The sequence below is a fragment of the Rahnella victoriana genome, assembly GCF_004330295.1.
Taxonomy (GTDB): Bacteria; Pseudomonadota; Gammaproteobacteria; order Enterobacterales; family Enterobacteriaceae; genus Rahnella; species Rahnella victoriana.
The window spans coordinates 90,525-112,189 of the sequence record NZ_SJOJ01000007.1; the positions used below are offsets into that span (position 1 = coordinate 90,525).

20 protein-coding genes are annotated in these 21,665 nt (G+C 54.9%); 11 read left to right on the top strand and 9 right to left on the bottom strand.

All coding sequences use genetic code 11. From position 1 onward, the window contains the following. Positions 1 to 113 precede the first annotated feature (113 nt). From EYY67_RS07945 to EYY67_RS07965, 5 genes are all read left to right on the top strand, one after another. Positions 114 to 1,091: a TRAP transporter substrate-binding protein gene (locus EYY67_RS07945; RefSeq protein ID WP_095923536.1), complete on the top strand. Its 978-nt coding sequence runs from the start codon at positions 114 to 116 to the stop codon at positions 1,089 to 1,091. A gap of 56 nt (positions 1,092 to 1,147) precedes the next feature. Beyond that, positions 1,148 to 1,660: a TRAP transporter small permease gene (locus EYY67_RS07950; RefSeq protein WP_095923537.1), complete on the top strand. Its 513-nt coding sequence runs from the start codon at positions 1,148 to 1,150 to the stop codon at positions 1,658 to 1,660. 12 nt (positions 1,661 to 1,672) lie between these two features. Further along, positions 1,673 to 2,965: a TRAP transporter large permease gene (locus tag EYY67_RS07955; protein WP_131693266.1), complete on the top strand. Its 1,293-nt coding sequence runs from the start codon at positions 1,673 to 1,675 to the stop codon at positions 2,963 to 2,965. 179 nt (positions 2,966 to 3,144) lie between these two features. Beyond that, positions 3,145 to 4,338, top strand: a complete 1,194-nt coding sequence (gene metC, locus EYY67_RS07960; protein WP_119823272.1) for a cystathionine beta-lyase — start codon at positions 3,145 to 3,147, stop codon at positions 4,336 to 4,338. Positions 4,339 to 4,550: 212 nt separating this feature from the next. Beyond that, positions 4,551 to 5,210, top strand: a complete 660-nt coding sequence (locus EYY67_RS07965; RefSeq protein WP_095923540.1) for a DedA family protein — start codon at positions 4,551 to 4,553, stop codon at positions 5,208 to 5,210. A gap of 9 nt (positions 5,211 to 5,219) precedes the next feature. Here the strand turns inward: EYY67_RS07965 and EYY67_RS07970 are convergent, their stop codons facing one another. Further along, on the bottom strand, positions 5,220 to 6,155 hold the full coding sequence (locus EYY67_RS07970) for an AraC family transcriptional regulator (RefSeq protein WP_095923541.1): 936 nt from the start codon (positions 6,153 to 6,155) through the stop codon (positions 5,220 to 5,222). A gap of 303 nt (positions 6,156 to 6,458) precedes the next feature. Between EYY67_RS07970 and ahr the strand changes: the two genes are divergently transcribed. Both ahr and dkgA read left to right on the top strand, forming a co-directional pair. Beyond that, positions 6,459 to 7,499, top strand: a complete 1,041-nt coding sequence (gene ahr, locus EYY67_RS07975; protein ID WP_131693267.1) for an NADPH-dependent aldehyde reductase Ahr — start codon at positions 6,459 to 6,461, stop codon at positions 7,497 to 7,499. 127 nt (positions 7,500 to 7,626) lie between these two features. After that, positions 7,627 to 8,451: a 2,5-didehydrogluconate reductase DkgA gene (dkgA, locus tag EYY67_RS07980; protein WP_131693268.1), complete on the top strand. Its 825-nt coding sequence runs from the start codon at positions 7,627 to 7,629 to the stop codon at positions 8,449 to 8,451. A gap of 71 nt (positions 8,452 to 8,522) precedes the next feature. On the opposite strand, the gene ftsP is transcribed toward dkgA, so the two are convergent. The 3 genes from ftsP to parC all read right to left on the bottom strand — a co-directional run bounded on the left by ftsP (position 8,523) and on the right by parC (position 13,242). Continuing rightward, positions 8,523 to 9,938: a cell division protein FtsP gene (gene ftsP / locus EYY67_RS07985; RefSeq protein WP_095923544.1), complete on the bottom strand. Its 1,416-nt coding sequence runs from the start codon at positions 9,936 to 9,938 to the stop codon at positions 8,523 to 8,525. 75 nt (positions 9,939 to 10,013) lie between these two features. Continuing rightward, positions 10,014 to 10,751: a 1-acylglycerol-3-phosphate O-acyltransferase gene (locus tag EYY67_RS07990; RefSeq protein WP_095923545.1), complete on the bottom strand. Its 738-nt coding sequence runs from the start codon at positions 10,749 to 10,751 to the stop codon at positions 10,014 to 10,016. A gap of 217 nt (positions 10,752 to 10,968) precedes the next feature. Next, complete coding sequence (gene parC / locus EYY67_RS07995) at positions 10,969 to 13,242, bottom strand: DNA topoisomerase IV subunit A (protein WP_131693269.1); 2,274 nt, start codon at positions 13,240 to 13,242, stop codon at positions 10,969 to 10,971. Positions 13,243 to 13,575: 333 nt separating this feature from the next. On the opposite strand from parC, the gene EYY67_RS08000 reads away from it, so the two are divergent. Continuing rightward, a complete protein-coding gene (locus EYY67_RS08000) occupies positions 13,576 to 14,163 on the top strand; it encodes an NAD(P)H-dependent oxidoreductase (protein ID WP_095923547.1) in 588 nt (195 codons plus the stop codon). A 30-nt stretch (positions 14,164 to 14,193) separates the two neighbouring features. Continuing rightward, positions 14,194 to 14,499: a putative quinol monooxygenase gene (locus EYY67_RS08005; RefSeq protein ID WP_095923548.1), complete on the top strand. Its 306-nt coding sequence runs from the start codon at positions 14,194 to 14,196 to the stop codon at positions 14,497 to 14,499. A gap of 81 nt (positions 14,500 to 14,580) precedes the next feature. On the opposite strand, the gene parE is transcribed toward EYY67_RS08005, so the two are convergent. From parE to nudF, 5 genes are all read right to left on the bottom strand, one after another. Then, positions 14,581 to 16,476 carry a DNA topoisomerase IV subunit B gene (gene parE, locus EYY67_RS08010; RefSeq protein ID WP_095923549.1) on the bottom strand — a complete coding sequence of 632 codons (1,896 nt, stop codon included), beginning with the start codon at positions 16,474 to 16,476 and terminating at the stop codon, positions 14,581 to 14,583. 116 nt (positions 16,477 to 16,592) lie between these two features. Then, positions 16,593 to 17,174, bottom strand: coding sequence for an esterase YqiA (gene yqiA / locus EYY67_RS08015; RefSeq protein WP_095923550.1), 582 nt, complete (start codon positions 17,172 to 17,174; stop codon positions 16,593 to 16,595). Beyond that, positions 17,171 to 18,001 carry a 3',5'-cyclic-AMP phosphodiesterase gene (cpdA, locus tag EYY67_RS08020; RefSeq protein WP_131693270.1) on the bottom strand — a complete coding sequence of 277 codons (831 nt, stop codon included), beginning with the start codon at positions 17,999 to 18,001 and terminating at the stop codon, positions 17,171 to 17,173. The genes yqiA and cpdA overlap by 4 nt, the downstream gene beginning before the upstream one ends. Before the next feature lie 27 nt (positions 18,002 to 18,028). Continuing rightward, entirely contained in the window at positions 18,029 to 18,454 is a 426-nt protein-coding gene (locus tag EYY67_RS08025) for a DUF1249 family protein (protein WP_095923552.1), read from the bottom strand. After that, complete coding sequence (nudF, locus tag EYY67_RS08030) at positions 18,454 to 19,086, bottom strand: ADP-ribose diphosphatase (RefSeq protein WP_095923553.1); 633 nt, start codon at positions 19,084 to 19,086, stop codon at positions 18,454 to 18,456. Before nudF ends, EYY67_RS08025 begins: the two co-directional genes overlap by 1 nt. 230 nt (positions 19,087 to 19,316) lie before the next feature. Between nudF and tolC the strand changes: the two genes are divergently transcribed. Together tolC and EYY67_RS08040 are read left to right on the top strand one after the other, a co-directional pair. Further along, on the top strand, positions 19,317 to 20,804 hold the full coding sequence (gene tolC / locus EYY67_RS08035; protein WP_131693271.1) for an outer membrane channel protein TolC: 1,488 nt from the start codon (positions 19,317 to 19,319) through the stop codon (positions 20,802 to 20,804). Between the two features lie 184 nt (positions 20,805 to 20,988). Further along, on the top strand, positions 20,989 to 21,660 hold the full coding sequence (locus EYY67_RS08040; protein WP_095923555.1) for a DUF1190 family protein: 672 nt from the start codon (positions 20,989 to 20,991) through the stop codon (positions 21,658 to 21,660). The last annotated feature ends 5 nt before the right edge of the window (positions 21,661 to 21,665 follow it).

Below are 21,665 nucleotides of genomic sequence, written 5' to 3' on the forward strand. Positions count from 1 at the left end.
AAAGGTTAATTCGCCCGATATAACTACATGCACCCGATGCCCTGCGCATCAGCACGGTTCATTTTTTGGTGTCATTTTTCCGTTCCCTTACCGAGTACCCTGGAGACAAACTGATGAAAATGCAAAAAGCACTTCTCAGCCTTTGCCTGAGTTCCGCGACCCTTTTATTCACCCATGGCCTGTCGGCGCAGACACTGAAAGCCGCGGATGTCCATCCGCAAGGTTATCCGAATGTGGTCGCCGTTCAGCACATGGGCGAAAAACTGCAAAAACAAACTGACGGAAGACTGGAAATCAAAACATTCCCCGGCGGCGTGCTGGGTGATGAAAAACAGGAAATTGAACAGGCGCAGCTCGGTGCGCTGGACATCATCCGTGTCTCGATGACGCCAGTGGCGTCGATTTTGCCGGAAATTAACGTCTTCACCCTGCCCTATATTTTCCGCGATGAAGACCACATGCACAAAGTGTTGGACGGTCAGATCGGTAAAGAAATCGGCGACAAAATTACTAACAACCCGAATTCCCGTCTGGTGTTCCTCGGCTGGATGGATGGCGGCACGCGTAACCTGATCACCAAACAGCCGGTGGTGAAACCGGAAGATCTGCACGGCATGAAAATCCGTGTGCAGGGCAGCCCGATCGCCCTGGCGACGCTGAAAGCCATGGGCGCAAACCCGGTGGCGATGGGCGTCAGTGAAGTGTTCAGCGGCATGCAGACCGGGGTTATCGACGGCACCGAAAACAATCCGCCAACCTTCGTCGCCCATAACTATCTGCCGGTGGTGAAAAACTACACCTACAGCCGTCACTTCATCATTCCTGAGCTGTTCCTGTACTCAAAAGTGAAATGGGACAAGCTGAAACCGGAAGACCAGCAACTGATCCTCAAACTGGCAAAAGAAGCGCAGGACGAGCAGCGCGAACTGTGGAAAGCCTATAACGAGAAAGCCCTCGCCACCATGAAAGCGGGCGGCGTGAAATTCTATGAAATCGACCCGGCGACTTACGTCAAAGCCACGCAATCCGTGCGCGATGAATTCGGCAAAGACCATCAGGAACTGATGCAGCAAATCGCTGACGTCAAATAACGCCTGATACCGGCAGCCTGCGGGCTGCCTCTTTTTGATCTTTCGCCGGGGGATTTATGGTTTCGAGTTATCACACCCTGATGGACATTCTTTACCGCTGCGCGATGTGGCTGGCCGGGATCGCTCTGCTGCTGATGGTGGCGGTGATCCCGATCGGCATTTTTGCCCGCTACGTCATGAACAGCGCCCTGTCGTGGCCGGAACCGATCGCGATCATGTGTATGGTGACGTTCACCTTTATCGGCGCTGCCGTCAGTTACCGCGCCGGGTCGCACATCGTCGTCGCCATGGTTACCGACCGTCTGCCACCTGCGCTGAAAAAATTCTCCGCCCTGCTGGCTGACCTGATGATGCTGGCGATCAGCGTGTTTATTTTCTGGTACAGCCTGCAATTGTGCAGCGAGCTCTGGCAACAGCCGGTGGCGGAATTCCCGCTGCTGACCGCCGGACAAACCTATCTGCCGCTGCCTGTAGGTTCTGCGCTAACGCTGTTATTCATCATCGAGCAGATCATTGCCGGCCCGCAACATCAGCGGCCTGTGGTGATACTGGGCAATTCTGACGCCTGACCGGAGCCTGTTATGGATGCATTAATCTTGTTGTTAACACTGGCGGTGATGCTGGCGATTGGCGTGCCGGTCGCCTATGCCGTCGGGCTGAGTGCGCTGGCAGGAGCCTGGTGGATTGATTTGCCGTTTGAAGCGCTGATGATCCAGCTGACCAACGGCGTGAACAAATTTTCACTGCTGGCGATCCCGTTCTTTATTCTGGCGGGTGCCATCATGGCCGAAGGAGGGATCGCCCGCCGGCTGGTCAGTTTTGCCTACATCTTTGTCGGGTTTATCCGCGGCGGCCTGTCGCTGGTGAATATCGTGGCCTCCACCTTTTTTGGCGCGATTTCCGGATCCTCGGTGGCCGACACGGCGTCGATCGGTTCGGTGATGATCCCGGAAATGGAGAAAAAAGGTTACCCGCGAGACTTTGCTGCGGCAGTCACCGCCAGCGGCTCGGTACAGGCGATCCTCACACCGCCCAGCCATAACTCGGTCATTTATTCGCTGGCAACCGGCGGCACGGTGTCGATCGCCGCGCTGTTCATCGCCGGTATTCTGCCCGGCCTGCTGCTCAGCCTGACGCTGATGGTGATGTGTGTGATGTTCGCGCACAAACGCGGATACCCGAAAGGTGAACGCGTGCCGTTCCGCCAGGCGCTGAAGATTTTCATCGACACGCTGTGGGGGCTGATGACCGTCGTCATCATCATGGGCGGTATTCTCAGCGGGATATTTACCGCCACGGAATCGGCGGCGATTGCCTGTCTGTGGTCATTCTTCGTCACCATGTTTATCTATCGCGATTACAAATGGAGCGAGCTGCCGAAACTGATGTACCGCACGGTGAAAACCGTCAGTATCGTGATGATTCTGATCGGCTTTGCCGCCAGCTTTGGCGCGGTGATGACCTACATGCAGTTGCCGATGCGCATCACGGAATTCTTCACCTCAATCTCGGACAACAAGTACGTGATCCTCATGTGGATCAACATCATGTTGCTGATGATCGGCACGCTGATGGACATGGCGCCGATCATTCTGATCCTGACGCCGGTGCTGCTGCCGGTGGTGTTGTCGCTGGGCATCGATCCGGTGCATTTCGGCATGATCATGCTGGTGAATCTGGGGATCGGCCTGATCACGCCGCCGGTCGGCTCGGTGCTGTTTGTCGCCAGTGCGGTGAGTAAACAGAGCATCGAAAACGTCGTCAAATCCATGATGCCGTTTTACTGCGTGCTGTTCGTGGTGCTGATGCTGGTGACGTATATCCCGACGATTTCGCTGTTCCTGCCCAAACTGTTCGGCGTCTACACCGGCTGACGCCGGAAAAGCATTTCTCCCTTGCCCGTCGTCATGACGGGCTTTTTTTTGGCCGGGCTGCTGAAATTTTCTCATCCACCGGCCAAAAGCCTGATCCCTGAAATTCATCATGTTAAGTTAATGACATATCAGCGGATGCCAGAGCGTGCCGCGCCACATAACAGGATGAAATACGGATTATGTCGTCGAAGAAAATTGAGACCGCGCTGGTCAGCGCCGGGCGGAATAAGAAATTCACCCAGGGTTCAGTGAATGCCGTGATCCAGCGCGCCTCATCGCTGGTGTTTGAAACCGTGGCAGATAAAAAACACGCCACCGCCAACCGCGCCAACGGCGAGTTATTTTACGGACGTCGCGGCACGTTGACGCACTTCTCTTTGCAGGAAGCGATGGTCGAGCTGGAAGGCGGCGCGGGTTGCGCGCTGTACCCTTGCGGCGCGGCGGCGGTCAGTAATGCGGTGCTGTCGTTTGTCAGCAGCGGCGATCATATTCTGGTGGCCGGTTCAGCCTACGAACCGACGCAGGATTTCTGCGAAAAAGTGCTGAAAAAACTCGGTGTATCCACCACCTATTTCCCGGCCCACCTCGGCGCGGAACTGGGTGCGCTGATGCAGCCCAATACCAAAGTGGTGTTCCTCGAATCACCGGGTTCCATCACCATGGAAGTCCCGGATATTCCGGCGATGGTGAGCGCCGTGCGTGCGGTCAATCCTGATGTCGTTATCATGATCGACAACACCTGGGCGGCGGGCATTTTGTTCAAAGCGCTGGAATTCGATATCGATATTTCGATTCAGGCGGGCACCAAATATATCGTCGGCCATTCGGACGCCATGATTGGCACCGCCGTCTCTAACGCCCGTTGCTGGCCGCAACTGCGGGAACACTCGTATCTGATGGGGCAAATGGTCGACGCCGACACCGCTTACGTGGCAAGCCGGGGATTACGCACCATGGGCGTACGGCTGAAACAGCATGCAGAAAGCAGTATCCGCATCGCACAGTGGCTGGCAGAGCGCCCGGAAGTCGCAGTGGTCAATCATCCGGCATTACCCGGCAGCAAGGGCCATGAATTCTGGAAACGCGATTTCACCGGCAGCTGCGGTCTGTTCTCTTTCGTGCTGAAACAGCGTCTGAACAAACAACAGCTTTCCGACTACCTCGACCATTTTGAACATTTCAGCATGGCCTATTCCTGGGGCGGCTTTGAATCACTGGTTCTGGCCAATCAGCCGGAAGAGATCCAGGCTATACGCCCGGCAGAAACCGTCGATTTCACCGGCACGCTGGTGCGGTTACACATCGGGCTGGAAAACTGTGACGACCTGATTGCCGATCTTTCAACGGCATTTGAACGGATCGCCGCCTCCTGACCGCTGAGATTGCGACACGCCGCGCAGATCGGTAAGGTATCTGTCGGATTTTCATCCGCAGAATGAGAATAATCTGTAAGCTATCTATAGCTCCGGTGATTGTTGCCGGGGCACTCTGTCTTTTTCGCAGTAGCCTCAGATCAACGTCTTCAGACGCAAATCGCGGTACACTGCTCAGTGACAGTTTTTCATGAACAGAAACAGGACAGAATATGGCAGTTATTTGCGACATTTTTCATGCGCTCTGGCAGCATGATTTCAGTATGCTCGCCGACCCGAAACTTCTCTGGGTGATTTACGCCGTCCTGTTTGCCACGCTGTTTCTCGAAAACGGGTTGCTTCCCGCCTCTTTCCTGCCCGGTGACAGCCTGCTGCTGCTGACCGGCGCGCTTATCGCCAAAGGCGTGATGAGCTTCGTCCCGACCCTGATTATTCTGGTTACCGCCGCCAGCCTCGGCTGCTGGCTGAGTTATATTCAGGGGCGATGGCTCGGACATACCCGTCTGGTCAAAGGCTGGCTGTTACAGCTACCGGCGCATTATCATCAGCGGGCGCATCATATGTTTACCCAACACGGACTGATGGCGCTGCTGGTTGGTCGTTTTCTGGCCTTTATCCGCACCCTGTTGCCGACCATGGCAGGCATCTCCGGGCTGAACAATGCCCGCTTCCAGTTCTTTAACTGGCTGAGCGCCATCCTGTGGGTTGGCGTGGTGATCACCATCGGTTTCGCGCTGAGCCACATTCCGCTGGTCAAACGCCATGAAGATCAGGTCATGGCGGGGCTGATGATTTTACCGGTTCTGCTGCTGGTCATCGGTCTGGCTGGCGGGCTGGTGGTGATCTGGAAGAAACGCAAATGCCGCTTCTGAGCCGCGGACTCAGGCTTTAAACGCCACATCCGCCAGCGCCAGCACACCGGAACTCCCTTCGCGCAGGCGCGCCATCTCATCACTCGGCGTCACGCCAAAATAACGTTTAAATTCACGGCTGAATTGTGACGCGCTTTCGTAGCCGACCTGTAATGCCGCCACGCTGGCTTTCACGCCGTCAAAAATCATCAGCGTCCGCGCCCGGTGCAGACGGTAAGTTTTCAGGTACTGCAACGGCGAGGTGCTGGTCACTGCTTTGAAGTTATGGTGAAACGCCGAAATGCTCATGTTCACTTCGCTGGCCAGCGCTTCCACGCTGAGGTTGTCGGCGTACTGCGCCTCAATGCGGCGCAGGGATTTGGCAATCTGGCTGAAATGGGTATGACGGTTTACCAGCGCCTGCAACGCCCCGCCGTTCTCACTGGTGAGAATAAAGAACAGGATCTCGCGGATAATTTTCGGCCCCAGAATGCGGGCATGCAGCGGCTTATCCATCACATCCAGCAGGCGCTCGGTGGCACACAGAATATCGCCGTCCAGCACGCCGGAGTTGATGCCGGTTGACGGCTCTTTCTGGCGCACCACACTTTCGTCCCCCATATCCATCAGCAGATCCTGCAACATCAGGTTATCAATGCTGATCTGGATACCGGCCAGCGGCTCTTCCGGGCTGCTGAACGTCTCACATTCAAACGGCAGCGGCACGGTCAGCATCAGATAATTATGCGGATCATAGGAGAAGGTTTTCTTGCCCAGATAACCCACTTTGCGCCCCTGAAAGAGGATGACCACGCCGGGATTGTACAAAACCGGCTGACGCGGATGATAGCGCGTGGTGTACATCAGCGTGACCTGCGGCACCGCCGACGGCGTGAGGTTTTTATCTCCGCTGAGTTGCGCGACCCGGTTTGCCATGCGGGCGCACAGGCTGTTCACGTTTTCCATCATTCCGCTCCACACATTCAATAAACTGGCACTGATTCTGCCATAACCCCGTACTTTCCTACAGAGACAAGCAGAATCAGGCAAGACTCAGGCAGAATTGTGCATCATCCTGCTGTCCGTTTTCTCTTACAGTGGTGTTGCCTTCCGCAGGGGGACACACCTGCATAAATGCGATGAACTGCTAGTCTGTATGAACGCACTTTCATTCGCAGATCCTGACCGTGCTTCGGTCAACGATTCAATTTCCCGATAACGCCTTATTTCAATTCATGTTTCGCCTCACATCCCAATCTGGAGGATTGTATGTCCGCACCCGTTGCTGCTGAAAATACGTTTAATGCCTGGGCCGCTGCCGGCCCGAAACAGCCGCTGGAAGCTTTCCCGTTTGATGCCGGTCCGATCGGTGATGAAGAAATCGAAGTGGCCATTGATTACTGCGGCGTCTGCCATTCGGATCTGTCGATGCTCAATAACGACTGGGGCATCACGCAATATCCGTTTGTACCGGGCCATGAAGTGGTCGGTAAAATCGTCAAAATCGGTCATCACGCGCAAAACAAAGGGCTGAAGGTCGGCCAGATTGTCGGCGTGGGCTGGAACCGTGGCAGTTGTATGCACTGTCACCCTTGTATGTCCGGCGATCAGCATCTGTGCCACGATGTGGAAGCCACCATTATCGGTCATCACGGCGGTTTCGCTGACCGCATCCGCAGCCACTGGGCGTGGGCGATCCCGCTGCCGGAAGGCGTGGATATCACCAGCGCCGGTCCGCTGTTCTGTGGCGGCATCACCGTCTTCAACCCGCTGCTGCAATTCGGCGTACTGCCCACGCACCGCGTCGGCGTGGTCGGTATCGGCGGTTTAGGCCACATGGCGCTGCGCTTTCTGAATGCGTGGGGCTGCGAGGTCACCGCGTTTACCTCCTCACTGGCGAAACGTGATGAAGCCTTGTCACTGGGCGCGCACCGCGTGGTCGCCACCCGTGACAGTGAGGCGCTGAAGGACATTGCTGGTGAGCTGGATTTCATCATGGTCACCGCCAATGCATCGCTGGACTGGGACGCCTTCATCGCCACGCTGGCACCGAAAGGCCGCCTGCACTTTGTCGGCGTGGTGCCGGAAGCCGTGCCGCTGCATGTGATGGCGCTGATCAGCAAACAGGCTCAGGTGTCCGGTTCACCTACCGGTTCCCCTTCACGTCTGGCCGACATGCTGGCGTTCTGCGCCCGTCATCAGATTGCGCCGCAGGTGGAGCACTTCCCGCTGAGCAAAATCAACGAGGCGGTAGAACACCTGCACGACGGCAAAGCGCGCTATCGCGTGATACTCGATATGAACGCATAAGGATCTTCCGGGTCTATAAATACGTAGCCTGCTCAGCAAGATGCCGTTTCGTTAACTAGACTTAACGTCAATCCCAACATAGCGCCCGTGCATTCCGGCGGGCACTCTGCCCTGAAAGGAGAAACTCATGGCAACGCAACCCATCATTAAACTTCACGATGGCAATCTGATGCCTCAGTTAGGACTTGGCGTATGGAAAGCCAGTAATCAGGAAGCCACCAGCGCGGTGAAAACGGCGATTGAAACCGGTTATCGCCATATTGATACCGCCGCCATCTACAAAAATGAGGAAGGCGTCGGCGAAGCCATTGCCGCTAACCTCGTGCCACGCGAAGAGCTGTTTATCACCACCAAACTGTGGAATGACGATCAGCTGAATGCCCCACAGGCGCTGGAAACCAGCCTGAAAAAGCTGCGGACCGATTATGTCGATCTGTACCTGATCCACTGGCCGCAACCGGCGCAGGGCCATTATGTCGAGGCCTGGAAAGCCCTGCTGAAGCTGAAAGAGCAAGGTCTGGCGAAGAGTGTCGGCGTGTGTAATTTCCCGCTGCAGCATTTGCAGAAGCTGAAAGATGAGACCGGCATTTTCCCTGTCGTGAATCAGATTGAGTTACACCCGCTGATGCAGCAGCGCCAGCTTCATGCCTGGAATGCCACGCACACCATCGCCACCGAATCCTGGAGCCCGCTGGCACAGGGTGGCGAAGGCGTATTTGATCAGCCGCTGATCCAGAAGCTGGCGGAGAAATACGACAAAACGCCTGCACAGATTGTCATCCGCTGGCATTTAGATAACGGGCTGATCGTGATCCCGAAATCGGTGACGCCAAAACGCATCCGTGAAAACTTCGACGTGTTTGATTTTAAACTGGAGAAGGAAGAACTGGCGGAAGTCACCAAACTGGACAAAGAACACCGTCTGGGGCCGGATCCGGAAAAAGGCCTGTAGGCTTTTACGCACGGTAAGCCATAAAACAAAAACCCGCCGGAGCGGGTTTTTGTTTTATGGGGACTTTGGGCTTACATCGACGGCTGAACCAGCATGTTCGCCGCAGAACCGCGGTCAGCCAGTTCCAGCGCGCCGCTGCGATAGACAAACGGGAAATGGTCGTACGACGGCTGATTGAAATACACCAGCAGTTCGACATCACCATCGACCCAGACCGTGTCTTTGAATCCGGCATCTTCCACCAGTGGCGCGGCGCCGTTGACGCTTTTCACCAGGAAGGACACGCCTTCGGCATGGAAGGTCTGCGGCATATCCGCGTGGATCGTCCAGCGTTCCCAGGTGCCTTGCTGCGCAGTCAGGTCAATGCGGTTGATGTCCCACAGCGCGCCGTTAATCCCCGGATCACTGTCGCCTAAACGGATGTCACGGGTGCGGACAACATTGCCGGAGAGGATCTGATCGGCCAGCAAACGCATCGGCAGATTGTCGGTCACCAGCGGCAACAGGCCGGTCGGTTTCAGGGTCAGCACAATGGTCGACACCAGAATACTCGACGGCTCAAACAGGCCGCGCAGTCTGTCCATCACGCCTGCGGCTTCACCGGCAGTAATCGACACTTCTTCGCCCTGCGACATATCCACCAGCACTTCACGGCGTTCACCCGGCCCGAGCGACAGACGTTTTACCGTCATTGGCGCAGGCAGGAAACCGAGATCAGAGGCCACGACGTGGAACGCGCGGTTGTCGGTCATGCTCAGTTCGTAACGACGGGCATTCGACGCATTCAGTAAACGCAGGCGCACCCAGCCGCGTGAAACCTCGACGAACGGGCTTTGTACGCCGTTGACCAGCATGGTGTCGCCAAAGAAACCGCCGGACGCGGGCGTGTCATATTGCGGTACACCGAAACCGTCCAGACGCTTGTCCTGAATGATGATCGGGAAGTCATCCACGCCGTAGTGATTCGGTAACGGCAGATTCTTGCTGACTTCATCCTCCACGATCCACATGCCCGCCAGCCCGTTATAGACGTGCGGTGCCATACGGTTCGGCGTATTCGCGTGGTACCAGCAGGTGGCGGCAGCCTGACGGATAGGTAATACCGGCGACCAGTCGACACCCGGCTGCATCATGCGCGCGCCGCCGCCGGTCAGGGTGCCAGGCTCGAGCAAACCACTGACGGTCATGGAAACCGGTTCAGCCAGACGGTTGCTGTAGATCAGTTTTACGTCATCACCGCTGTGTACTTTGACGGTCGGGCCGAGGTACATGCCGTTGATGCCCCAGACCGGTGCTTTCGCGCCGCCGAGGAATGACCAGTGCGCGGCCTGCAACGTCAGAAACAGCGGTTGCCCGCGACGGGATTCCAGCAGCGGGGGAACAGGTAATGCCGGTTGCGAACCACTCGCTTCTGCTTTTAAAGGCAGAGCACCTGCGGCAAGAGCCACGCCGGAGGCTTGCAGGAACGAGCGACGACTGAGTGACATATCTTCTCCATGAAAACAAAAGTGATGACCCGTCGCCATCAATGGCAACGGGCATTAAATGACGTGTGATAACTTTTATTTTTTTGCGGCAGCTTCGCGTTGTGCGACTTCGGCATCCAGCTCAGCGATTTTATCCGCCATGATCTGACGACAATGCTCCGACAATTCGCGCAGGCGCTCTTTGGTGTATCCGCTGGTGTCGATCGGGGGCAGCATTTCGACAATCACCAGCCCGTTTGACCAGCGGTTCAGCTTCACCTTATTGCTGGTGTTCGACACGCAAATCGGCACGATCGGCACGCCGGCGGCAATCGCCGCATGGAACGCCCCGGTTTTGAACGGCATCAGACCGCGGCCACGGCTGCGGGTGCCTTCCGGGAACATCCAGATCGACAGATTCTTTTTCTTAATCTGGCTGACCACCTGCGCGATAGTACCGTGCGCTTTGGCGCGGTTATCACGGTCAATCAGCAGGTTACCGGTTAACCAGTACAGCTGACCAAAAAACGGGATCCAGGCCAGACTTTTTTTGCCCACCGTCACTGTTCCGGGCATAACGACGGAAGAGGCCGTCACCATGTCGTAATTGTTCTGATGGTTGGCAATATAAATACAGTTGCCGTTATTCACGGCTTCTGCCGGAATACGTTTTTCGACGCGAAGGCCAAATACCGGTGCCAGACGACCAAACAGCTTACCGAAAGTCGACACATGTTTCGGGTTGCGCGGACTGAAAAGACAATAGATGCAACCAAAAACACTGACCAGAATCGAGTAAACCACCACGATAATCAGACGCAAAATAAATAACATAACATCCTCTTAAAACTACAGCCGAAGCCGGTAAGAAACCTGTGCAGTTTCGCTCCCTGTGCGGTGAACTATTCTCAAGCCTCATTCAACACGGCACAACGGTTTTATTGCTACAAATGTAAAATCTTTGCACTGCACAACAGTCTCAGGCCACTGAATTCCCTGAAAAGAGTTCAGGGCACAAATGTGCCCTGACTTTTACCGGTCAACAGCGGTCTTATTCTTCGCTGTCACCGCCACCGGTGCGGACAGGCGCATCGACTTCAACACGATCGATACGTTGCAGACCGCGTGGCAGAAGGGTTCCTTTACGGCCACGTTCGGCGCGGAATTTCTGCAGGTCTTCCGGACGGAGAACCAGTTTACGTTTACCGACATGCAAGGTGATCGACGTTTGCGGTGGCAGCACCAGCAGCCATTGCAGTTTATCTTCGCCGCTGGCTGCCTGTGCAGACGGAATTGAAACAATTTTATTACCTTTGCCTTTCGACAACTGCGGCAGATCGGCGACCGGGAACATCAGCATACGGCCTGCGGCAGTGATCGACAGCAGCATGTCATCATCGCCATGCAGCTCCATTGGCGGGAAGGCTTTCGCATTCTCCGGCAAGGTGATCATCGCTTTACCGGCACGGTTACGCGCCACTAAATCATTGAACGTACAGACAAAGCCATAACCCGCATCGGACGCCATCAGCAGTTTCTGGTCGTCCGCCGCCATCAGCACATGTTCAATGGTCGCGCCCGGCGGCGGTGTCAGTTTACCGGTCAGCGGTTCACCCTGACCGCGCGCCGACGGCAACGTGGTCGGATCAAGCGCATAGCTGCGGCCGGTGGAGTCCATAAACACCACAGGCTGATTGCTCTTGCCTTTCGCCGCCGCACGGAAGCTGTCGCCCGCTTTGTAGCTCAGGCCGGAGGCATCAATGTCGTGGCCTTTGGCGCTGCGCACCCAGCCGGATTCTGACAGCACAATCGTGACCGGCTCGGACGGAATAAAATCGTGCTCGCTCATCGCTTTGGCTTCTTCGCGCTCAGTGATCGGCGAACGACGATCGTCACCAAAGGCTTCCGCGTCAGCCTGAATTTCTTTGCGGATCAGCGTGCCCAGTTTGCGTTCTGACGCCAGCAGCGCCTGCAACTGATCGCGCTCTTTTGCCAGTTCATCCTGCTCACCGCGGATTTTGGTTTCTTCGAGTTTCGCCAAATGACGTAATTTCAACTCGAGGATCGCTTCCGCCTGCGTGTCCGACAGTTCGAAACGCTGCATCAGCACCGGCTTCGGCTCATCTTCGGTACGGATGATGTGGATCACTTCGTCGATATTGAGGAACGCGGTCAGCAAACCTTCGAGGATATGCAGGCGTTTCAGGACTTTATCGAGACGGTAGTTCAGACGGCGGCGTACCGTTTCGCGACGGTAAGCCAGCCATTCCGTAAGAATCTCCAGCAGCCCCTTAACCTGCGGACGGTGATCGAGCCCGATCATGTTCATGTTGATGCGGTAGCTGCGTTCCAGATCGGTGGTCGCGAACAGGTGGTTCATCACCTGATCCAGATCGATACGGTTAGATCGCGGCACCACCACCAGACGGGTCGGGTTTTCGTGATCGGATTCGTCGCGCAGGTCTTCCACCATCGGCAGCTTTTTGGCACGCATCTGGCTGGCGATTTGCTCCAGCACTTTCGCGCCGGACACCTGATGCGGTAAGGCGGTGATCACCGCACTGCCGTCTTCTTTATGCCACACCGCACGCATGCGCACCGAGCCTTTGCCCGATTCGTACATTTTGCGGATTTCGTGGCGCGGCGTGATGATCTCGGCTTCCGTCGGGAAATCCGGCCCCTGAACGAATTCCAGCAAATCTTCGAGCGAGCTGTTTGGCTTCTCCAGCAAGGCGACCGCAGCAGCAGCCACTTCGCGGACGTTATGCGGCGGAATATCCGTCGCCATACCGACGGCGATACCGGTGGTGCCGTTGAGCAGAATATTCGGCAGACGCGCAGGCAGCATTTTCGGCTCCTGCATGGTGCCGTCAAAGTTCGGCACGTAATCCACCGTTCCCTGACCTAATTCGCGTAACAGCACTTCGGCATATTTTGACAGACGCGATTCGGTATAACGCATCGCGGCGAAGGATTTCGGATCATCCGGCGCACCCCAGTTCCCCTGCCCGTCAACCAGCGGATAACGGTATGAGAAGGGCTGTGCCATCAGCACCATGGCTTCGTAGCAGGCGCTGTCGCCGTGCGGATGGTATTTACCCAGCACGTCACCGACGGTACGCGCGGATTTTTTGAATTTGGCGTTATTACTCAGGCCCAGCTCGGACATCGCATAAATAATACGGCGCTGCACCGGTTTGAGCCCGTCACCGATAAACGGCAGCGCGCGGTCCATGATGACGTACATGGAATAGTTGAGATAGGCGTTCTCAGTAAACGTGTGCAGAGCTAAACGCTCTGTTCCGTCATGAGTCATTTCGCTCATTGATGTTTAATCCTCAGACCCGTGGCGTTATCGTTTTGGAAATTTAGGAAGCTTGCACCCGCTGGCGCATTAAGGCGGCTTACACGAGGCAATGATGTTCGCGATAGTACATCATCTGCCGTATGACTGTCACAGTTGCTGTGTTTCTGCCTTATTTTTAAACAGTTATTCATCGTCTGAATGGTTAATTTGCCGCTCTGTTTCTGCAATTATTGCATCTGAGTCAATAGTCTTGTGCGCAAACTCACATTTTTCTGTGCAGCAGAGTTGAGTACACTACGTGATAACAGCCTGACCCCCAGAATTTAAGAATTCCCGATAAGGAAAAAAACCATGAGTAACATCCTGATTATCAATGCCGGTAAGACCTTTGCCCATTCCAAAGGCGCGCTGAATAACAGCCTGACCGAGGTCGCGACCAGTTTCCTGCGCGACAAAGGCCACGACGTGCGCGTGACCGTGCTGGAAGACGGTTATGACGTGCAGACCGAGATCGAAAGCTATCTGTGGGCCGATGCCATCATTTATCAGCAACCGGGCTGGTGGATGGGTATGCCATGGACGCTGAAAAAATACATCGATGAAGTGTTCACCGAAGGCCACGGCAAACTGTACGCCAGCGATGGCCGTACCCGTTCCGATGACACGAAAAAATACGGTTCCGGCGGCCTGTTGCAGGGTAAATGCTACATGTTGTCCGTCACCTGGAACGCGCCTTTAGAAGCGTTCGAAGATAAAGAACAGTTCTTCCACGGCGTCGGCGTCGACGGCGTTTATATGGCACAGCACAAAGCCAACCAGTTTATCGGCCTTGATACGCTGCCAACCTTTATGTGTAACGACGTGATCAAACAGCCTGATGTGGAAGGGGATTTCGCCCGCTACCGCGCTCACCTTGAAAATGTATTCGGTCAGGCCTAAGGTTGAAGGTCACCCGGGAAAGAGGTTTTTATGATCACTGTTATTGCTGAAATCAAAGTAAAACCAGGCCGTCGCGATTCGGTCATGGAAAAAATTACAGCACTGCTGCCGAGCGTTCTCGCTGAGAAAGGCTGTCACCGTTATGAGCCATACGTGGATTTCAACGGTCAGATCCCGTGGCGCAAAACGGTGCCTGATTCCATTTTCATGCTGGAAGACTGGGAAAGCCTCGCGCATCTCGAAGCGCATCAGCAGGCGGAACATATGGATAAGCACCGCGAAAACATCAAAGCCGACGTGCTGGATGTGGTGATCCATATTATTGAGAAAGCGTAACCGTAAGGTCTGCGCGGTTCAGAAAACAAAAATGCCGGCGCAGCGAAGCGTCCGGCATTTTTTATGGCGACGGCGAAAGGATCAGACGTCCAGTTCGGCGGTGTCGCCTTTTTCCTGCAACCAGTTACGGCGATCTTCAGAACGTTTCTTCGCCAGCAACATATCCATCATACGCAACGTCTGATCGATATCGTCTTCGTCGATGGTCAGCTGCACCAGACGACGGGTATTCGGATCCAGCGTGGTTTCGCGCAGTTGCAGCGGGTTCATTTCACCCAGCCCTTTAAAGCGCTGTACGTTCGGTTTGCCTTTCTTGCGTTTCAGTTGCTCCAGCACGCCTTCTTTTTCCTGCTCGTCCAGCGCATAGAACACTTCCTTGCCCAGGTCGATACGGTATAACGGCGGCATCGCCACATACACATGACCGCCCCGCACCAGCGACCGGAAATGACGGACAAACAACGCGCACAACAGCGTGGCAATGTGTAAGCCGTCGGAGTCCGCATCCGCGAGGATACAGATTTTGCCGTAACGCAGCTGGGTCAGATCTTCGCTGTCCGGATCGATACCGATCGCCACGGAAATGTCATGCACTTCCTGCGAGGCCAGCACTTCGTCGGAAGAGACTTCCCAAGTGTTGAGGATCTTACCTTTGAGCGGCATGATCGCCTGATATTCACGATCGCGCGCCTGTTTGGCAGAACCGCCTGCGGAATCCCCTTCCACCAGGAACAGTTCCGTCATGTTCAGATCCTGAGACGTACAATCCGCCAGTTTGCCCGGCAGCGCAGGGCCGCTGGTCAGTTTCTTACGGACGACTTTTTTGGCCGCACGCAGACGACGCTGGGCGCTGGAAATGCACAGTTCAGCCAGCTGTTCTGCCGCCTGAACGTTCTGGTTCAGCCACAGGCTGAAGGCATCTTTCACCACGCCGGAAACAAATGCCGCGCACTGACGCGAAGACAGACGTTCTTTCGTCTGACCGGCGAATTGCGGATCCTGCATTTTCACTGACAGCACATAGGCGCAGCGTTCCCAGATATCTTCCGCAGACAGCTTCACGCCGCGCGGCAGGATATTGCGGAATTCACAGAACTCACGCATGGCATCGAGCAGACCCTGACGCAGGCCGTTAACGTGCGTACCGCCCTGCATGGTCGGGATCAGGTTGACGTAGCTTTCAGTCAGCAGTTCGCCACCTTCCGGCAGCCACAACAGCGCCCAGTCTACCGCTTCGGTATCCCCGGCAAAGGCACCGACAAAGGCTTTCTCCGGCAAGGTGATCAGGCCGTTAACCGCTTCCATCAGGTAATCGGTCAGGCCGTCTTCATAACACCAGCGTTGCTCGGTGTTATTCACTTTATCTTTGAACAGGATTTCCACGCCCGGACAGAGTACCGCTTTGGCTTTCAGCAAATGGCTGAGGCGGCTGACTGAAAAACGCGGGCTGTCGAAGAAGCTGCCATCGGGCCAGAAATGCACGCTGGTCCCGGTGTTGCGTTTGCCGCACGTTCCGGTCACGTGCAAATCCTGCACTTTATCGCCGTTTTCAAACGCCATTTCATACACTTCGCCGCCGCGTTTTACCGCCACTTCGACACGTTTGGACAAGGCGTTCACTACCGAAATCCCCACGCCGTGCAGGCCGCCGGAGAACTGGTAGTTTTTGTTGGAGAATTTACCGCCCGCATGCAGACGGCAAAAGATCAGTTCAACTGCCGGAACGCCTTCTTCCGCGTGGATATCCACCGGCATGCCGCGACCGTCATCGATGACTTCGAGGGACTGGTCTTCGTGCAGGATCACTTCGATACGTTTGGCGTGACCGGCTAATGCCTCATCCACGCTGTTATCGATGACTTCCTGACCGAGATGGTTTGGACGGGTGGTATCGGTGTACATGCCCGGACGGCGGCGCACCGGTTCGAGTCCGCTGAGGACCTCTATGGAATCCGCGTTATAAGTTGATTGGCTCATCGTTGATTATTCGTGGCTCATAGGTTTGTGGGCTAACGATACAGTATGTGGGCGGGTGGAAGCACTGGCAGCAAGCAGACGTTATAAATCCGGGGGAAAACGTCACCCTGACGATGTTAGTCTGCGGCCAGTTCCAGGAAATCGACAATCGGCGAAAAATAGCGTTCAAAGCCGACAAATGCGTGATTTCCCTCGGGTTCGACCGTCTGGCGACAGGTGGTGTAATACGCCACAGCCTGACGGTAATCGAGAATTTCATCGCCCGTTTGCTGCAGTAACCAGAGTAAATCCGGCGACTCCAGCGGTTCGACCTGCATGACTTTCAGATCGTAAACGTGGCGTGACTCTAACACATATTGCTGGCCGGTGTAGGGGTTCTCGTTTTGCCCGAGGAAGTCAATCAGCAGCTCGTAAGGCTTCACGGCGGGGTTCACCACCACAGCCGGGACCGAGAAACATTGCGACAGCCAGGTGGCGTAATAGCCGCCGAGAGAGGATCCGACAATGCCCAGTTTTTTACCTGCATGACTGATCACCAGACTTTCGAGTTCTTCCGCCGCATCGGCCGGGTAAGGTGGCAACTGGGGGACAACCATATCAATATGCGGATGATTCACGGCCAGCCAGTTTTTTAACAAGGTGGCTTTTGCTGAATTCGGCGAACTGTTGAATCCATGCAGGTAAAGTAAGGTGTTCATTCGTAGCCGTCCGACTCCGTGTCAGGATGAAACTCGCTGGTTTCCAGACGGAAGACTTCCGTCTCCACGCGGCCATCCGGATACAAATCGAGGTAGCGCCAGCCCGGCGCAACGGTATCAATGGTGAAATTGGTGCAATGGGGTTTGAACTGCACGCAGGTCGATGGCGTGGCGTAAAGACGACGGCCATACCAGTCGAGATCCAGTTCCTGATGAATATGCCCGCACAACAGCGTGTTCACTTTCGGGTAATTCACCAAGGTGTTCGCCAGCATATGGGCGTTGCGCAGGCTGTGCTGATCGAGCCAGGTACAACCGGAAGGCAGCGGATGGTGATGCAGCATCAGCAAGGTGAAATGATCGGGGTACGCATTCAGGCAGCGTTCCATCCATTCCAGCTGATACTCGCTCAGTTCACCGTGCGGCACGCCAAACACCTGCGTATCCAGCAGAATAATCTGCCAGTGATCACCGAGAAGAACGTGCTTGGAAGGGCTGATACCCGCGTCCTGCAAGGCATTGACCATCGCAGGCTGGAAATCATGATTACCGGGCAGCCAGACACAAGGCGCAGTCAGTTCGCCGATGCCGCGGGCAAACTGGTGGTAGGCTTCCACCGACTGATCCTGAGCCAGATCACCTGTTGCCGCGATAATATCGACGTCGCGCTGCTGCGCTTTTATGGCGTCCAGCACTGCGCGATAGCTGCTAAACGTATTTACGCCTAACAACGTTTCATCTTCACCGGCAAAAAGATGGGTATCAGTTATCTGTAGAATCCTGACTTTGGCCCCATTCACCAAAGGCAGTGTAAACAGGCTTTCCAAATCGTTTCCTTTGTTGTTGAAGTCTGTCTAACAAACCGGAATTGCCATCGCTCCGTGCGCAAGGCAATAACGCAGCCAATCCGCAAGGAACTGGTTAATTTGATGCTTTTCATCACGCTGATGCAACTTTTTATTCGGGTAATCATAGCGTGCTTTGAAACGAAAGATCTGCTGACTCGCACACACTTCAGCCACCATCGCGTCGTGATACAGGCGGACGGTGAGTGAAGGCAGACTCCAGTAACTCACGGCCGGTGCGGTCTGTTTGATTTCTACCAGGGAGGTATAACGCGTTGATTCGAGAATTGTCAGGCAATACGTCGCGCTACTCACCTGATATGTCACGGTTTCACCAGGCTCATCGGTGCGTGGCATCAAACGGCGCAATTGGGCGAAATTGGTTTCGCACAATCTCATCATTTCGGGGAAATCAGGGGTATAGCGCTTAATCATTAGTTAGCCCACTCTTTTCTCAGGGATTCATGGTGCAGCTGCAGCCATTGCAAGGCAATCACTGACGCCGCATTGTCTATCGCTCCTTCTTCCACCCAGCGGTAAGCCTGTTCGCGGCTGACCACATGTACCCGGATGTCTTCATTCTCTGCTTCCAGACCGTGAATTCCTTCTGCCGTCGTGGCATCGACTTCACCGACCATAATAGAAAGACGCTCGCTGGTGCCACCCGGACTGGCCAGATAATTCACCACCGGTTTGCAGCGTTTCACCACAATGTTCGCTTCTTCGAGTGCTTCGCGGCGGGCGACCTCTTCGACCGTTTCGCCCTCTTCAATGATACCGGCGACCATCTCCAGAAGCCAAGGGGTATCACTGGAATCCAATGCCGGGATGCGGATCTGTTCAATCAGCACCACTTCATCCCGTAACGGATCATAAGGTAGCAGGACGGCAGCATGGCCGCGCTCAAAAACCTCACGCACCACTTCTGCGCTCATTTCTCCATTAAACAGCCGATGGCGAAACCGATATGCAATAATAGAAAAAAAACCTTTATATCGTGTCTCACGTGCAATAATTTCTACATCATCTTTGCCGAAAGTAACCGGTGACCGTTTAAATGAAGACATGGAATGTTTCCTTATCCCTCATAAAGGTAATTTATCGCCCTTTGAGGTCAATTTGATGAAAATGCGTTAATAATAATCAAGGTTGTTTGTGATAGATTTAGGCTCATTCCATCGGTAAGGCACGTTAAGCCAACCGCCCCGTTAGCCTGACTCTGCTAGAATCCGCGTCTATTGGTTAATTTGACTGCGCCACCATACATAACAACATTGCTGCACAACAAGGAATGCAAATGAAGAAACTGCTCCCCCTTCTCATCGGACTCAGCCTGGGCGGCTTTAGTACGATAAGCCAGGCCGAAAACCTGATGCAGGTCTATCAGCAAGCCAGGACAAGTAACCCGGACCTGCGCAAATCTGCTGCTGACCGGGATGCCGCATTCGAAAAAATCAACGAAAGCCGCAGTCCTTTATTACCGCAACTCGGATTGGGTGCGGACTACAATTATACCAATGGCTACCGTGATGCGAACGGCGTTAACAGCGATGTTGGCAGCGCCAGCCTGCAATTAACGCAGACCATCTTTGATATGTCAAAATGGCGCGCCCTGACACTGCAGGAAAAAACTGCCGGTATTCAGGATGTGTCTTATCAGACCGATCAGCAGGCGTTAATCCTGAATTCCGCGACGGCTTATTTCAACGTTTTGAGTGCGATCGATTCACTCTCTTATACCGAAGCGCAAAAACAGGCGATTTACCGTCAGTTAGATCAAACCACTCAGCGTTTTAATGTCGGTCTGGTTGCCATTACCGATGTGCAGAACGCCCGTTCACAATACGACACCGTATTGGCTAACGAAGTGACTGCCCGTAACAATCTGGATAACGCGCTGGAATCCCTGCGTCAGGTGACCGGTGTTTATTATCCGCAGCTCTCTTCCCTGAACGTTGATAACTTCAACACCACGCGTCCGCAGCCTGTGGCGACCTTGCTGAAAGAAGCTGAAAGCCGCAACCTGAGCTTGCTGTCTGCCCGCCTGTCACAGGATCTGGCTCGTGAGCAAATCCGTTATGCGGAAACCGGCCATATGCCAACCGTGGATCTGACCGCCTCTACCGGCATCAGCAACACCAAATACCACGGCGACAAAACCGGCGGTGCGTCAAGCTATCAGGATGCTGACGCCGGTCAGAATAAAGTGGGGCTGAGCTTCTCACTGCCACTGTACAGCGGCGGTTCTGTCACCTCACAGGTGAAACAGGCGCAGTACAACTTTGTCGGTTCCAGCGAACAGCTTGAAAGTGCGCACCGCAGCGTCGTGCAAACCGTGCGTTCCTCCTTCAATAACATCTCTGCCTCTATCAGCAGCATCAACGCTTACAAACAAGCCGTTGTTTCTGCTCAGAGTTCTTTAGATGCCATGGAAGCCGGTTATCAGGTGGGTACCCGTACCATCGTTGATGTGCTGGATGCGACCACCACGCTGTATAACGCCAAACAACAGCTTTCCAGCGCACGTTACACCTACCTGATTAACCAGCTGAACATCAAATCAGCGCTGGGGACACTGAACGAAAGTGATCTGCTGGCTCTGAACGGTGCACTGGGTAAACCTGTGCCAACCGCACCGGATCAGGTCGCGCCAGAAACGCCGGATCAGGATGCAGCAGCAGACGGTTACGGCAACAAAACGGCAGCAGCGCCGGCACCACGCGCGCAACAAGCCAGTGCAACGACCACAACCCCCCGGAAAAACGGCAATCCTTTCCAGAACTGATCCTGAAAAGTCCCCGTATTTCCTAGAAGGCAGCCTGCAAAGGCTGCTTTTTTTTGCCTCCGTCACGCCCCACTGTAAAGTCTCGTAACAATTGCCCGTCGCTGCTTTAACAATCACCCACTTTCCCCTATTCTTAGGCCCTACTGGGAAAGGGCAAAAAAGCCCTACACATGGGATAAGAACGATGAAACGGACACAACACGTTAACTTAGCTACCTTCCGTAAATCATGGCGTAGCTCTCGAATTACTCCTGTCGCTCTGGCCGTCAGCGCCGTCTTTATGCTGGCGGGCTGCGAGAAAACCGACGAAACCGTTTCTCTGTATCAAAATGCGGATGATTGCTCAAAAGCCAATCCTTCCGGCAGCGCACAATGTGTCGCCGCCTATGATGCAGCGAAACAGGAAGCGGCGAAAACCGCGCCTAAATATGCCAGCCGCGAAGACTGTGTCGCAGAATTCGGCGAAGGTCAGTGTACGCAGGCTCCTGCTCAGTCAGGCGTTGCGACGGCTGAAAACCAGAGCAGCGGTGGCAGCATGTGGATGCCGCTGATGGCAGGTTACATGATGGGCCGTATGATGAGCGGCGGTGCTTACGCGCAACAGCCGTTGTTCAGCTCAAAAAATCCAGCCAGCCCGGCGAACGGTAAATTTGTCGATGCGACCGGTAAAAACTACGGTCCGGCAACCGCGGGCGGCCGCACCATGAACGTGCCGAAAACCGCGATGGCCCCGAAACCGGCTGTGACCAACACCATCACCCGTGGCGGCTTTGGCGACAGCGTGGCAAAACAAACCTCAATGCAACGCACCTCGTCAGCGGCTACCCGCAGCCCTGGCCGCAGCATGGGTGGCTAAGAGAC